General features: G+C 45.4%; 14 protein-coding genes. 13 read left to right on the forward strand and 1 reads right to left on the reverse strand.

Features of this window, described 5'->3' with window-relative positions; translation table 11 throughout:
• Positions 1–20: 20 nt before the first annotated feature.
• The 13 genes from licT to LHUE1_RS07430 all read left to right on the forward strand — a co-directional run bounded on the left by licT (position 21) and on the right by LHUE1_RS07430 (position 14,248).
• Complete coding sequence (licT, locus tag LHUE1_RS07370) at positions 21–878, forward strand: BglG family transcription antiterminator LicT (protein ID WP_049170672.1); 858 nt, start codon at positions 21–23, stop codon at positions 876–878.
• Between the two features lie 339 nt (positions 879–1,217).
• Complete coding sequence (locus LHUE1_RS07375) at positions 1,218–3,083, forward strand: beta-glucoside-specific PTS transporter subunit IIABC (RefSeq protein WP_049170674.1); 1,866 nt, start codon at positions 1,218–1,220, stop codon at positions 3,081–3,083.
• A 14-nt stretch (positions 3,084–3,097) separates the two neighbouring features.
• Positions 3,098–4,600, forward strand: coding sequence for a glycoside hydrolase family 1 protein (locus tag LHUE1_RS07380; protein WP_277848203.1), 1,503 nt, complete (start codon positions 3,098–3,100; stop codon positions 4,598–4,600).
• Positions 4,601–4,945: 345 nt separating this feature from the next.
• Positions 4,946–5,260 (forward strand): PTS sugar transporter subunit IIB, encoded by a 315-nt coding sequence (locus tag LHUE1_RS07385; RefSeq protein ID WP_049170680.1) that lies wholly within the window; start codon positions 4,946–4,948, stop codon positions 5,258–5,260.
• 9 nt (positions 5,261–5,269) lie between these two features.
• Positions 5,270–5,596 (forward strand): PTS lactose/cellobiose transporter subunit IIA, encoded by a 327-nt coding sequence (locus tag LHUE1_RS07390; RefSeq protein ID WP_049170683.1) that lies wholly within the window; start codon positions 5,270–5,272, stop codon positions 5,594–5,596.
• Positions 5,597–5,612: 16 nt separating this feature from the next.
• Complete coding sequence (locus tag LHUE1_RS07395) at positions 5,613–6,107, forward strand: hypothetical protein (protein ID WP_049170685.1); 495 nt, start codon at positions 5,613–5,615, stop codon at positions 6,105–6,107.
• 20 nt (positions 6,108–6,127) lie between these two features.
• Positions 6,128–7,492 carry a PTS cellobiose transporter subunit IIC gene (gene celB / locus LHUE1_RS07400; RefSeq protein WP_277848204.1) on the forward strand — a complete coding sequence of 455 codons (1,365 nt, stop codon included), beginning with the start codon at positions 6,128–6,130 and terminating at the stop codon, positions 7,490–7,492.
• 49 nt (positions 7,493–7,541) lie between these two features.
• Positions 7,542–8,978 (forward strand): 6-phospho-beta-glucosidase, encoded by a 1,437-nt coding sequence (locus LHUE1_RS07405; protein ID WP_049170690.1) that lies wholly within the window; start codon positions 7,542–7,544, stop codon positions 8,976–8,978.
• 173 nt (positions 8,979–9,151) lie between these two features.
• Positions 9,152–9,889, forward strand: a complete 738-nt coding sequence (locus LHUE1_RS07410) for a GntR family transcriptional regulator (protein WP_049170692.1) — start codon at positions 9,152–9,154, stop codon at positions 9,887–9,889.
• A 322-nt stretch (positions 9,890–10,211) separates the two neighbouring features.
• On the forward strand, positions 10,212–11,054 hold the full coding sequence (locus tag LHUE1_RS07415; protein WP_049170695.1) for an SAM hydrolase/SAM-dependent halogenase family protein: 843 nt from the start codon (positions 10,212–10,214) through the stop codon (positions 11,052–11,054).
• Positions 11,055–11,161: 107 nt separating this feature from the next.
• Entirely contained in the window at positions 11,162–11,722 is a 561-nt protein-coding gene (locus LHUE1_RS07420; RefSeq protein WP_049170697.1) for an ECF-type riboflavin transporter substrate-binding protein, read from the forward strand.
• A 1-nt stretch (position 11,723) separates the two neighbouring features.
• Positions 11,724–13,424, forward strand: coding sequence for an ABC transporter ATP-binding protein (locus tag LHUE1_RS07425; RefSeq protein ID WP_049170700.1), 1,701 nt, complete (start codon positions 11,724–11,726; stop codon positions 13,422–13,424).
• A complete protein-coding gene (locus LHUE1_RS07430) occupies positions 13,421–14,248 on the forward strand; it encodes an energy-coupling factor transporter transmembrane component T family protein (protein ID WP_049170703.1) in 828 nt (275 codons plus the stop codon). The genes LHUE1_RS07425 and LHUE1_RS07430 overlap by 4 nt, the downstream gene beginning before the upstream one ends.
• 238 nt (positions 14,249–14,486) lie before the next feature.
• Here LHUE1_RS07430 and LHUE1_RS07435 read toward each other — a convergent pair whose 3' ends face one another.
• Complete coding sequence (locus tag LHUE1_RS07435; protein ID WP_049170705.1) at positions 14,487–15,266, reverse strand: class II aldolase/adducin family protein; 780 nt, start codon at positions 15,264–15,266, stop codon at positions 14,487–14,489.
• Positions 15,267–15,373: the final 107 nt, after the last annotated feature.

Raw genomic sequence — 15,373 nt, forward strand, 5'->3', positions numbered from 1 at the left:
GACCACAAGGGGGAATGTAAGTGGAGATTAATAAAATTCTTAATAACAATGTCATTGTAGTTAAAGATGACCATGGTTTCGAGAAAGTTGCGATGGGGAAGGGAATTGGCTTCAAACGTAGCGCTGGTGAACAACTAGATCCGACCGTAGTCGATAAGTTTTTTTCTTTACAGAATGATGATATGCAATCGCACTTTTCGGCTTTGATGGCGGAAGTGCCTTATGAAATACTACGCGTCACGGAACAGTTCATTGATCAAGCAGCAAAGCAGTTGGGTCAAAAGTTGAACGCTAGCTTGCATGTATCACTGGTAGATCATATTTATCACGCACTTAAACGTTACGAAGAAGGGCAATTAATTACAAATTCGTTAGTATACGAAATTCGAAATCTCTATCCAAAGGAATTCATGTTGTCCAAACATTTTTTGGAAATGGTTGCTGCGGAGACAAACGTTCACTTGCCACTTGATGAGGCTGGTTTTGTAGCGATGCATCTCATTAATGCGGAAATGAACGAGGAGATGGGGACGACAATCGCGATTATGAAGGAAGTTTATGCCATGCTCAATATTATCAAGTATGCTTTTCACGGTACTTATGATGAGCATTCATTAAACGATTATCGCTTATTGACGCACCTCAAGTTCTTTGTTCAGCGGATCATACAGGATGCCATGCTTCAGGGCAATGACTTGGAACTGTACTTGTTGATGAAGCAGAAGCATCCGGATGCGTATCAAGTTAGTTGTAAAATTGCGAATTATGTTGCCAATACATTTGGAATTACGTTGACAACTGAAGAAATGCTATATCTGATGATTCACCTTAATCGACTGCAGGTGCGCGCAAGCGAGCGGGAAGATGCTTCGCCGTGAGTCGCTCGTTATTGAGTCATTGGAGGTTAGCGAAACGGCTTATTTGTGGAAAAACCATTTGCGATCTTAGCAAAAGACCTAGATAAAAAAAGCTTGACACACGTAAATGTAACCGTTACCATAAAGCCATCTTAATAATTCAGTTGAAGACGAGTGGATTGTGACTGTTCGGCAGGCGAAACCTGGGCTTTGACAAAGAAGTATACAGCATTCTGTATGCGTTCTTTGTCAGTGCTCAGGTTTTTATTTTGCCCTAAAGCCACTAAATCAAACGAAACTCGTATATCAAGCTGTATTACTAAGCAACAAACTGCAATGAGTTTAAGGAGGAGATGTTCAATGAATGATCAACAACTAGCCGAGCAAATCTTGGTACAAGTCGGCGGGGAGCATAACGTGAAGTCGCTGGTACATTGTGCGACGCGACTGCGCTTTAAGTTAAAGGATCGGGCATTAGCTAACAAGGAACAGATTGAAGCCTTGGAACGGGTTGTGACCGTGATGGAAAGCGCTGGTCAGTTTCAGGTGGTCATTGGAAACACTGTGAGTGAGGTGTACCAAGCGTTTGGGAAGATTTCTGGTTTGATTGATGAGGATCGCCAGGAAGATACGCAAGATAACGCAAATGAAACGATTTTTGGCCGATTTGTTGATCTAATCTCAGGCTTGTTTACGCCACTTTTAGGTGTCATGGCGGGTGCGGGGATCTTAAAAGGGCTTTTGGCAATCGCAACCCAGCTGAAGTGGGTGATGCCGAATACTTCGACTTATATCATCTTGAATGCAATCGGAGACAGTTTGTTCTATTTCTTGCCAATTTTGCTGGCAATCACGGCAGCACGCAAGTTTAAGGGCAATCCGTTTGTGGCGGTCACGATTGCCGGAACACTGGTATATCCTACGATCATCACTTTGGCAGATCCGGGAAAGTCGGTTGACTTCTTTGGCATTCCTTTGGTGATGGTGAAATACACCTCGACAGTTATTCCGATTATTTTAGCGATTTACATTGCTAGCATTTTTGAAAGATATCTAAATCGGTATTTACCCACGAGTATCAAAAACTTTGTTACACCAGCCATTGTGCTTGTGACTGTGGTACCTCTGACATTAATGCTATTTGGTCCCTTTGGTGTTTATGTCGGCAATGCCTTAGCAGCTGGTTTGACAGCGGTTTTCAATATCAATCCCATCATAGCAGGCGCACTGATGGGAGCGTCGTGGCAGATTCTGGTTATCTTCGGATTGCACTGGGGAATTGTGCCGGTGATGTTGAATAATATTGCTACCTTGGGACGCGATCCGATTAAACCGGCGAACGCCATTTCTGTTTTTTCGCAGGCGGGGGCTACATTAGGTGTCATGCTAAGAACGAAGAACAAGCAGTTTAAAGCCTTGTCAGCATCGGCGGTCATTTCGGCACTGTTTGGCATCACTGAACCGGCTGTTTACGGGGTGACCTTGCGCTTGAAACGTCCCTTCATTATCGGCGTCGTCTCGGCTGCTATTGGTGGCGGGATTGTTGGCTTTTCAGGAAGTGCCGGTTATGCAGCGGGGCCTTCCAGTATTCTGATGATACCTGCTTTTTATGGGAAAAACGGTGAAGGTTTTATCGGCTTCCTCGTTGCGATTGCCGTTACATTCATCACCTCGACAGTGCTGACCTATTTGATTGGTTTTGAGGATGTTCCGGAAAAATCGGGTACAAGCAAAAAGGATACTGAGCCATTAAATGCAAAGACGCAACCATCGAAGGCCATTACCATTTCTAGTCCGGTAACAGGGAAGCTTTGCCCGTTAGAAACAATTGCCGACAAAGCATTTTCGTCAGGTGCTTTAGGTCAAGGCGTGGCTGTGGTACCAGCTAAAGGTGAGATTTTGTCGCCAGTTGAAGGTACAGTGACAGTTGCTTTTGAGACTGGTCATGCTATTGGGTTAATGGCGGATGATGGTCCCGAAATCCTAATCCATATTGGGTTGGATACAGTGAAATTAAACGGTCAATACTTTGAGCTGAAAGTGAAGCAAGGCCAACGGGTGCAAGTTGGCGATCCACTGGTTCATTTTGACTTAGATGCTATTAAAGCTGCTGGATTTGATTTGACCACGCCGATCATCTTTACCAGCATTGCACCTTATCAAAGCATGGAGTTAAGCAAGCAAGAACAGATTGGCGTTGGCGAACATTTAGCAACACTTGTGTAGAAAGGAAGATGAACATGCAAAAGACGAACGTATTTCCAAAAGATTTTCTATGGGGTGGCGCCATCGCTGCCTGTCAAACAGAAGGGGCATATTTAGAAGACAATAGTGGCCTTGCTGTTTCGGATGTTTCCTTTTTTGATCCGAAACTAGATCGTCAAGATTTGGCAAAGCACCGTCGAATAACATCGGAAATTATTGAAACCGCAATGGCTGATACCGGTACCGCGCGTTATCCTAAACGACATGGCGTTGACTTTTACCATCGCTATAAAGAAGATATCGCGCTTTGTGCGGAAATGGGATTTAAGGTGTTTCGTTTCTCCATCAAGTGGAGCCGGGTTTTCCCGACTGGTGAAGAGCTAGCACCAAATCGGGCAGCGTTAGATTTTTACGATCGTGTTCTAACGGAAATTGAAAAGCATCACATGATACCGCTAGTGACGATTTCACATTTTGAGATGCCTTTAGCGTTGGTTAATCGCTACAATGGGTGGGCAGATCGGCGCGTGGTGGACATGTTTTATCGGTATGCTGACAGTTTGTTCGCACGTTTCGGTCAGCGTGTACCATATTGGATTTCTTTTAATGAAATTAACGCTGGTCGGTTTTCAACGTTTAAGTCAACGGGTGTGGTGGAAGATAAGAGTGCGAACTACCTTCAAGATTGTTATCAAGCTGTTCATCATCAGTTTGTTGCCGCGGCTAAGATCACGAAGCGGTTACGTGAAATCAATCCTAATGCCAAGATGGGATGCATGATCGCGCGGTTTACCACTTATGCCGCTACTAGTAAGCCAGATGATGTCTTACAAATGATGCTAGACGAACAACATGACAATTTCTTCTATACAGATGTGATGGTGCGAGGTGCCTATCCGCACTACATGAAGCGTTTCTTTGCCGAAAACAATGTGAAGATTGCTTGGGCAACGGAAGATGAAGCGTTGTTGAAAAAATATACAGCTGATTATTTGGCATTTAGCTACTATGTATCGAACGTGACAAGTGCGGCTCCGGAGGCTTCGGCGACAACGGAAGGGAACTTAAGAAGTTCTCTGAAGAATCCTTATCTCGAAAGTTCCGCGTGGGGATGGCAGATTGACCCCAAAGGACTGCGTTATACGTTAAACACCTTTTACGATCGCTACCAAGTACCGCTGTTTATTGTCGAAAATGGCCTCGGCGCAGAGGACGTTCCCGATGAAAAGGGTCAGGTAGTTGATACGTATCGAATTGACTACTTACAAAAACACTTAGAACAAGTTAGAGAAGCGCTGATAGATGGGGTGGATCTCCTTGGTTATACAGCATGGTCGTCTATTGATCTGGTTTCCTCAGGTACGTCGGAAATGTCTAAGCGTTATGGTTTTGTCTACGTCGATCAAGATGATGAGGGCCATGGAAGCCTCATGAGAACGCGCAAAGCATCTTTTTACTGGTACCAGCAGGTGATTGCCTCGAATGGCGAGGCTCTGAGTTATTCGAAGCAAACTCATGTCGCATTAACCGAATTGTGAGACCGCTAGAGAGCTGATGTAGCAGTAGCTGGTTACTGTAAGAACGCGGAAAGTTAAAATCAGAAGATCATTCCAAAAATATCCTCGAACCGGGCAATTAGGTTTGGGGATATTTTTGCTGTGTGCGAGAGTTTAGTAACCGGCTTGAGGGTGCAAATGCGGTCACGCTGGGATTCGGGGAATTATTTTGGACAGCTCAGGAAGAAACCGTTTACAAAACGGACGTTACCTGCTAATATAAAGTCATTCGAATGAATATTCATTCGAATGACTTTTAGAACGCAACGCGCGCGTTACTTTCCCAAGAAGATTTTCATTACAAAAAATAAAGTGAGGGAGATTGCTATGACCAAAAAGACAATCATGCTTGTATGTGCTGCTGGTATGTCCACCAGCATGCTCGTTAAAAAGATGGAGGATGCTGCAGCAAAAGAGGGTGTCGATGCAAAGATCTTTGCAACTTCTACGGCCGATGCTCATGACAAACTGGATTCCGAAAATCCTGACGTGTTGATGTTAGGACCTCAAGTTCGCTATCTGGAAAATGATTTCAAGAAAGACTTAAGCATTCCTGTTGAGGTTATCAACATGCAAGATTATGGGCTGATGAAGGGTGACAAAGTTCTCAAAGCGGCACTTGATTTGATTGACAAAAAGTAGGGGGCTCTTATGGACGAGAAACAACAACTTGTGGTGATGCAGCTGATCATGGCTGGAGGCAATGCAAAAGGATCTGCTTTTGAAGCGATTAAGGCTGCTAAAACCGGTGACTTTGACACTGCAGAGGCAAAGCTTAGAGAAGCTGATAAGTTTTTGGCAGATGCGCACAATGCCCAAACCGGGATGTTAACAGATGAGGCTCAAGGTCATCATCAACCGGTCTCATTATTAATGGTTCATGGTCAAGATCACGTTATGAATGCTATTACTTTTCGGGATTTAGCAGGGGAAATCGTTGATCTTTACCGAAAGATTTTGGAAAAGCCAAATAGCTGAGGAGGATGTCAACGCAATGCCGTCACCGAATAAATCAAAGTATGACAAAGGTCGCCGAGACCTGAGCCTAACCAGTATGTATTTTAATCGCTATCTATTGATCCGGTACACGACCGCTGCTTTTTTCTTTGCTAATTTATACTGGTTTGTTTTGAGCTTTAGTGCTGTGGGATTTATCAAGTGGTGGCCATTAGCTTTATTAATCATCACTACGGCAGTAGCAGTTGAACAAGCCAGCAAATATTGGCGACGAGACAATAAGTTGCCAGTTACCAAAATAGGTTACCTTGTGCAACTGCTCAGTAATTTTGGCTCGTTGGTATTAGTTACGACTGGCTTTGGACCAAATGTATTTCCATTTTTCGGGCCAAAAGGGATATCCCTTGTCACGACCATATTACTAATCGGCATGGGGTTAAGCTTCTATATTTTGGCGCGAGTTCATTTGATTGAAACAAACAAAGATCGGTATCTGAAGCAGATTCACAGATTCGCTCAAAGCCTTGAGTAAACCGAAATGGGGAGAAAAATATGGATTCAAGCAACAACAAGTTATTTAAGTTTATGAATGATCATCTAATGGGGCCAATGGGAAAGCTTGCCTCATTTAGAATTGTGCGTGGTGTCATGGCTGCAGGGATGGCCTCTATTCCGTTCACGATTGTCGGATCAATGTTCTTGATTATTAGTGTGTTGCCACAAAGTTTTCCAGCTTTGGCTGGGATTTGGAAAGTTTCCTTTGATAAGATCGCTAATCTTTACATGTTAGCAAATGGTGCCACGATGGGAATTTTGGCGCTATACTTTTGCCTTGTTTTCGGATATGAGTACACGCGAATTCAGGCGCAAGAAGAGAAAATTGATATTAATCCTTTAAACGGTGCCTTGCTTTCCATGATGGCTTTCTTTATGTGTATACCAGAATTAGTTTTTAAAGGTGGGACAGCAACATTAGTCACAGAAATTACAAAGGATAGCAAGATTATTGATGGTTATGCGATTGCGGGCGGTGTCACCCGTCTTGGAACCACAGGTATTTTTACAGCCATCATCATGTCTATTATCGCCGTGAAGTTATACGCGTGGTTTGTTAAAAAGAATATTGTCGTTAAGATGCCTGACACAGTTCCGGAAGGCGTTTCACGTTCATTTACAGCATTAATTCCGACAGCAGCTATCGCGTTAACGGTAATTGTCATTAATGGCGTGTTAATGGCCTTTAATACCGACATTTATAAGATTGTGGCGATCCCGTTTGGCTTTGTGACGAATCTGACAAGTACGTGGGTCGGTTTGCTGGTTGTGTACTTCATTATGCATGCCCTCTGGATTGTTGGTATCCACGGAGCAACAATCGTAACGTCATTTTTAACGCCAATTGTTCTGTCCAATATGCAGTTAAATCAAAAAGGTGCCAATATTCCATTTGCAGGTGAGTTTAATAATTGCTTTGTCACAATTGGTGGATCTGGTGCAACGCTTGGCATGGTTGTTTTCATTGCGTTTTTTGCAAAATCAGCTCAGCTGGGTGCTTTGGGTAAAGCATCGCTTGTACCTGCTTTCTTCAATATTAATGAACCCATTTTGTTTGGGATGCCGGTTGTTTATAACCCGTATACTGCGATTCCATTTTTCTTGGCGCCAATGGCTTCAATGACGATCGCTTACTTTGCAATTGACTTACATCTTGTTAAGCCGATGATTGCTCAACCTGCATGGCCGACACCACTTGGGTTATCTGGATTTATCGGAACTGCAGGGGATTGGCGAGCCATTGTGCTTGCGTTCGTTTGCGCCTTTGTTGCCTTTCTCATCTGGTTCCCGTTCATTAAATTTTATGATGGCAAGTTATATAAAGATGAACAAGCCAAGGGTGCGGAAGAAGCAGCTGCTTAATTAAAAAGATTTGTAGTCATATCGATTACGGTGAAGAGGAGGAAAAAATTTGTCAGCATTTCCTAAAGGTTTTCTATGGGGTGGCGCGGTTGCCGCTCATCAATTCGAAGGTGGATGGGATTCAGACGGTAAAGGCGTTAGCATTGCCGATGTTATGACGGCGGGTGATCATCAAACCAGTCGGCGGATCACGGATGGTGTTAAACCAGGTGAGAATTATCCGAATCATGAAGCCATCGATTTCTATCATCGCTATAAAGGGGACGTTGAACTTTTCTCAGAACTTGGCTTGAATTGTTTTCGGACAAGCATTGCATGGAGCCGCATTTTTCCAAACGGGGACGAGGATCAACCTAACGAGAAGGGCTTGAAGTTTTATGATGATCTGTTTGATGATCTTTTAGCCCATCACATTGAACCCGTTATTACGCTATCGCACTTTGAAATGCCATATCACTTAGTACAAGCTTATGGTGGATGGCGTAATCGTAAGCTCATTGATTTTTTCGTTAGATTTGCGAAGGTTGTCTTCGATCGTTACAAGGATAAGGTCAAGTATTGGATGACCTTTAACGAAATTAATAATCAGGTTGGCATGTTGAACGAGTGGTCTTTGTTCACGAATTCAGGTTTAGTTATCCAACCTAGTGAAGATAAAGAAAAGGTCATGTTTCAAGCAGCTCACTACGAAGCGGTAGCTAGTGCATTGGCAGTTCAAGTCGGTCATAAAATTAATCCTGACTTCCAGATTGGCTGTATGGTGGCGATGGGGCCGGTTTATCCAGCAACGCCAAATCCAAATGATGTGTTTAAAGCAGAGCGACTCATGCAGATGAATTATTATTTGGCTGACGTTCAAGTGAAAGGGCGTTACCCACGGTTCTTAGAAAATTATTTTGATCGGCGCAAGTTTGATCTGGACATAACGTTGGAGGATCGTGATGTTCTATTAGCTGGGAAAGTCGACTATATTGGCTTCTCGTACTATGCATCACATGTTATTAAAGCCCAAGCTGACGAACCCAAAGATTTCATCACGCTAGGCAACAACCAAGAAGTTAAAAATGAAACACTCCAGCGCTCGGACTGGGGTTGGGAGATTGATCCTGTAGGTCTCCGGTATGCGCTTAACTGGTTCAGCGATCGCTATGACGTGCCACTATTCATTGTTGAGAATGGTCTGGGTGCTTTTGATAAGGTTGAAAAAGATGGCAGTATCCATGACGATTATCGCATTGATTACCTCCGTCAGCATATCGAGCAAATGAGATTAGCAGTTGAAGTCGATGGGGTTAACCTGATGGGCTACACGCCATGGGGAATCATTGATCTTGTGTCTGCAGGGACTGGGCAGATGGACAAACGTTACGGTGTTATTTATGTTGACAAGGATGATCAAGGAAAGGGATCGCTTGCCAGAAGCAAGAAAGATTCTTTTGACTGGTTCCGCAAAGTGATTCAAAGTAATGGGGAAGACTTAGCCTGATCAGATGGTTAGCGTTTTCACCGAAGCGTCTTTGCCCTGTAAGCAAAGGCGCTTTTTGTGTAGCATCAAGAAAAGCTTAAGCGCTAGTTCACAAGTTTAAATGGCGTTATAATTCAATCTAAGACTTTGATTGAGTAAACACTAACTGGCGAACATTAGGGGAGAGAAAAAAGTTGTCACAGCGAGAAAAAAACTACGACACAAAGGAGCTTGTGAATCAGCTTCTAAAAGATATTCAGCAAGGTGTGATTCAGGATGCAGAAGGCCAGCTTCCAACTGAACCCGAGTTAATGAATCAATATCATGTGACACGATACACACTACGACAGGCTTTAAAGAATCTGGCTAATCTTGGCTATATTTATCAGGCCCATGGGAGTGGTACCTTTGCACGTCCGCATCACGTAGAAGGCGCAATTTCTCTTCAAAATAACGTTGGATTGACCGAAGAGATGGCGAGGCAAGGAAAAGTCGTCAAGACGACACATATTAGTCAAGAGGTCGTCCCGCTGGCAAAAGCAGACTTTATTCCCGAGAACCAGAAGTTGGATAAAGCAACCGAACTGATTTCGGTAATTCGGCAGCGAAAGTTGGATGATGAACCTTTTTTGGTGGAGCATTCCTACTACTTAAAATCCATTGTAGGAGAAATTCCTGATCGTTCGCTTAAGGGTTCTCTATTTGCATTTATCAATCAAAAGCCTGGGTTGAAAGTGGGGTTTATTGATTCTGTCATTGAGTGCGAGATGATATCTGGGCTGCCAGCGCGATTTTTTAATGTCCCAGATGGCAGTCCCAGTCTTGTTGTCCGCGATGACTCATATTTAAGTTCGGGAAAATTATTCGCGTTTTCCAAAATCTTTTACGACTTTCGCAAGACTAAATTCTTTATGCTTAAGAAAATGCGCTGAGTCTGGATTGAAGTAAACTCGCGTCTTAGCTTCAAAAAGGCGGGGAGTCAACGACCGACACTCAAACGAAGGTTAAAATAGGTTTTGCATTTATGCACAACGCTCGGATGTTCAATTTCTCCCCATTCCACCTTTACACCCGAACGTTTCTCCGATAAACTCAGATTACATTCAGCTAATACAGATTCAGCCCTTGGGTGTAACAGCGGTACGATAACGCACTCACAGGACTGAATCATCTAGAAAAGGCTGAACAAAATAGACGCGCGTCGGTATGCTCGCATCTGATTTGCGGGCATACCGGTGCATAGGGGGACAGAAAATGGCGAAGTTAGTGTTACAGACGGATTTTGGCTTGGTTGATGGTGCCGTTGCGGCGATGTATGGTGTCGCTTATGGGGTGGATGGCGACTTGTCGATTCATGATTTGACGCATGAGATTCCACCGTATGATATTTTTGCGGCGTCTTATCGGCTGTATCAGACGACGAAGTATTGGCCTGAGGGAACGGTTTTTGTGTCGGTGGTTGATCCGGGTGTTGGCAGTGATCGGCGGAGTATTATCGCGGAGACGACTGATCATCATTTTATTATCACGCCGGATAACGGAACGCTGACGCATTTGGCGAAGTTTGTGGGCTTGAAGCGTGTGAGCGTGATCGATGAAGCGTCGCATGCGCTGCCTGGGAGTCAGGAGAGTCATACGTTCCATGGCCGGGATGTTTATGCTTATAATGGCGCTAAGTTGGCGAGTGGCCAGATTTCTTTTGAGGATCTTGGTCAGCCAATTTCGCCTGACGAAGTGGTGATGTTGCCGCTGGGCGAAGTGACGGAAGGCGATAACCAGATTGCCGGCACGATTGACATTTTGGATATTCGTTTTGGCTCGTTGTGGACGAACATTCCGCTGGATACGTTTAAGAAGTTGGGTGTTGAGCCGGGCGAGCTGGTGCAGGTGTCGATTTATTATCGGGATCAGATGCGGTACCAAAACCAGATGCCATTTACGCGGACGTTTGCCGCTGTGCGGGTTGGCGAGCCACTGGTGTATGTGAACTCCTTGCTGAATCTGGGTGTGGCGATTAATCAGGATTCATTCTCGAAGCTGTATCACATCGGCACCGGTGTCGATTGGCATATCACGGTGAAGCGGCTTTCGGTATAATTGACACGTCGTATGAGTCATGTGAAAAGTGCCCCGATGTGTCGATGGCCAGGTCATGATGGTTCATCCGTGAAAAGATAACGTTCATTCTTATAGGAGGATTCGGTATGCGAGATCACAAAGTTTTGAGTGTTCGGACAGTTGTCGCAATTGGTATTGGTACGGCTATTTTATTTATTTTAAAAAGATTTGCAGTTATTCCAACAGGCATTGCGAACACGAACATTGACATTTCCTATGGCTTTCTTGGCTTCATCGCCACGCTTTTTGGACCGGTCGCAGGCTTCTTTATCGGCTTTTTGGGCCATGCCTTGAACGACTTTACCCAGTACGGCCAGCCGTGGTGGACCTGGGTGTTTACCACTGGATTGGTGGGCATGGTGATTGGCTTGTTCTGGAAACGATTCAACATTGAAGCAGGCAATTTTGGCATGAAAAAGATTGTCGCGTTCAATGTTCTGCAAGTGATTACTAATGTGGTTAGCTGGAGTTTGATTGCGCCGACGCTGGATATCATCATTTATAGTGAACCGGCGAATAAGGTTTATGTTCAGGGGATTGTTTCGGCGATTTCAAACAGCATTGCGACCGGCGTGATTGGCACAATTTTGTTGGTGGCTTATGCTGCAACCCGGACACGTTCTGGCAGTCTGAAGAAAGAGTCTTGATATGACGGTACCAGCAATTCAACTTGAACATGTGACATTTCAGTATGACAGTCAGGCGGAGCCGACCTTGCACGATGTCAACCTGACGATCCAACCTGGCGAAAAGGTGTTGATTGTCGGGCCCTCGGGATCGGGAAAATCGACCCTAGGCAACTTGATTAATGGCCTGATCCCGCATGCATTTCCCGGGAAATTGAGCGGTACCGTCAAAGTCAACGGTGCGGTGGTGCAGGATCAAAGCCTGGCCGCCTTGTCGGTGAATGTCGGAACCGTTTTGCAGGATCCTGACGCTCAGTTTGTCGCATTAACGGCAGGCGAGGACATTGCGTTTGCGTTGGAAAATAGCGCGGTTGCTCCCAGCGAGATGCATACCCGCGTCAAAAAATGGGCCGATCGTTTGAAAATTGGCGACTTGCTGGCGCAGGCACCGCAATCCCTTTCCGGTGGCCAGAAGCAGCGCGTGGCGATGGCTGGCGTTTTAATTGACGAAGGCGACGTGTTGCTGTTTGACGAACCCTTGGCGAGTCTCGATCCAGCGACAGGCGAAGCATCGGTGGCGTTGATTGACGAGTTGCATCAGGCCTATCACGTCACCGAAGTCATCATTGAACACCGGCTGGAAGACGTTTTGCGGCGGCCGATTGATCGGTTGGTGGTAATGGCAGATGGCCGCATTTTAGCTGATGACACACCGGAGAATTTGCTGCGCGGACAATTGCTGCAAAAAATCGGCTTACGGGAACCGTTGTATCTGGAAGCAGCCGAATTTGCGGGCATTGATTTGAAGCAAGCGTCCCATCTAGCGGATCTTGAAACGTTTGATGCGCCGGAACTCGGCGCGAAGCTTGCGACTTTCACCGAAGATGCGCCAACTGTGGTCGCAGAGGAGCCGCAAGCACCACTTTTAACGGTGGATGCACTACAGTTTGCGTATCCAAAAGGACGTCAAATCTTCACCGATCTTAACCTCACGCTGCATCACGGTGAGATGGTGGCGCTAGTTGGGCGGAATGGGGTTGGCAAGTCAACGCTGAGTCATTTGATTGCGGGATTTTTGACTCCTAGTGCTGGCAAGATCACGTTGGACGGCGAAGATCTGGCAGATTGGTCGGTCAAAGAGCGGGCAGATAAAATCGGCTATATTCTTCAGGATCCGAATCAGATGATCAGTAAACACCTGATTTTTGATGAAGTTGCCCTTGGCCCGCGGTTGCGCGGCTGGGATGAGGCACGCGTCAAAGATGCTGTGTTGGCGGCGCTCAAGGTTTGCGGGTTGTATCCGTTCCGTTCATGGCCGATTAATGCACTGAGTTACGGCCAGAAAAAACGGGTTACCATTGCGGCAATTTTGGTACTTGAGCCGGCGTTGATGATTCTTGACGAGCCGACTGCCGGTCAGGATTGGCGGCATTTTACCGACATGATGCGCTTTTTGACCAAGCTGAACGCGCAAGGCATCACGATGATGTTGATTACCCATGACATGCATCTGATGTTGGAATATGCGCAGCGGGCGATTGTTCTTGGGGATGGCGGTGTTTTGATGGACGCCACACCGGCCACCGTCTTGACGAATCCGGCTGTCATCGAGCATGCCTCATTGGCGCAACCAAGCCTTTACCGGTTAGCCAAACGCTTGGGCCTTGATCCGCTGGCATTTACTCAAGCAGTCATTGATCAAGAACGGAGGGTCCGCCAATGAATTCACTTTTTGGATACGACCCGCAAGATACGTGGCTGCATCGTCTGACCGGTGCCACCAAGATGTTGGCGTTTCTTGGTATTTCAGTGATTGTCATGGCAAGTTATGATACACGTTTCGTGTGTGCCGTGATGCTGGCGTCGATTATTTTGTTTGCGCAAGCCAAAATCCGCTGGCATCAAATTAGCCTGGTCGTGAAGATCATTACGATTTTTGCCGTGGTCAATCTATTGCTAGTGTTCGTCTTCTCGCCGCAGTATGGCGTCGGTCTGTATGGCAGCAAACATGTTTTGCTCCACGCCGGCTACTTCACGATCACACAGGAGCAGTTATTCTACGAACTCAACCTCGCGTTGAAATACATCGTGACTGTGCCGCTTGCCTTGATCTTCTTGATCACGACCAACCCAAGCGAATTCGCGGCGAGCCTCAACAAGTTGCATGTTTCGTATCGCATCAGTTATTCAGTCGCACTGGCCTTGCGCTATATTCCCGACGTGCAAGCCAACTTCCGGCAAATCAGCTTAGCCCAACAGGCCCGCGGCTACGAGCTGTCACGCAAAGCCAAGCTGTTCCAACGCTTAAAAGGCATGGGCCAGATCCTGATGCCGCTCATCTTCACCAGTCTCGATCGAATCGATCAAATCAGCCAAGCCATGGAACTGCGCCGCTTCGGCACCGGCAAACGGCGGACATGGTACATGGATCAACCGTTACGGACGCCTGATTGGCTGGTGCTGGTGGGCGTTGTGGTGATTATTTTGGTTGGTTTGGTGCTGTTTCATGTTAATGGCGGGCGGTTTTATAATCCGTTTCGGGGATGAGTTGGGAAGTAGCAGCTTATTTTCATAGTTTATAAAAAGTTCGGCGGTCATTTTTTGATGATCACCGAACTTTTTATTTTTATGCAGCTCCGTGCTAAAAGGAAGCGGCAATCTGGATCAGATGTGGTATACAAAAGGCACTCAACATCCTGTATGTGGAGGAATTGAGCGCCTATTGATTTCTGAGTTAGATGTTTGTTAACTTCATAGAATTAAACGGCAGCAGAAGTTATTCTAATTAATCGCCACTGACAGCCGCTTTTGCCCGGTTGTAAATTGGTTTGCCTTCTTCCATGTCTTCAAGCGTGCCAATTTTGGTACCCTTTGAGTAATAACCGTCCAGTAAACCAAGTTTTTGCATAAGGGTTTGCTTGAAAGCAATATCAGCATTCCACTCAACGGTATCTACAATTGCTAATGCAGAGTGCAATGCCGTCAAGCCATCGACTCCTTTGCCTCCAGTCGTGATAAGAACACCGTGACTGTTCAGAAGATACATGTGGGGGATGGCCTTGTCGCCAATTTTTGCAATGTTTTGTGCGACAAGCTCTGCTAGAGGTTCTGAGCAATTTGGCTCGAACGGCAGAGTTTCGATAAAGCCAACCTTCTGAGTTGCTTCGGTGATGTTAGGCATATTTAAACCACTTGTCGCCCAAAACATAGCATTTTTTGCGTGTGAGTGAAAGACACAGCGGATGTCAGGGTTAGCATCATAAACTGCCTCGTGCATATTGATTTCACGAGTCAAATTTCCTTCACCTGCAATGATTTTTCGTGTGTGTGGTTCAACAACTAAAATTTGTTCTGGTGTTAGGTGTCCAAGATATGCTTCAGACATCATCGTTGGCGTCATGATAATGTATTCTTTGCCAGTATTGTTGTCAGTCACTTTAAAAGAGATGTTGCCACCTGCAATATTGGTATCATCACGTTCCATTACGACCTGTACTACTTTAGCCAAATCTTCACGCTCATGTTCAAATACAATTCGTCCCTTCGGTGTATTAAAATTATTCATTATAAATTAATCTCCTTTTTTGTATGATTCGCTTGTTTAATGACATGTGATTTGATTAAATCAGCCTTAATATCTGCTCTTCTTTTCTCGTTCTCTGAAAAAAGAGT

It is taken from the genome of Lacticaseibacillus huelsenbergensis (assembly GCF_029726355.1).
Lineage (GTDB): Bacteria > Bacillota > Bacilli > Lactobacillales > Lactobacillaceae > Lacticaseibacillus > Lacticaseibacillus casei.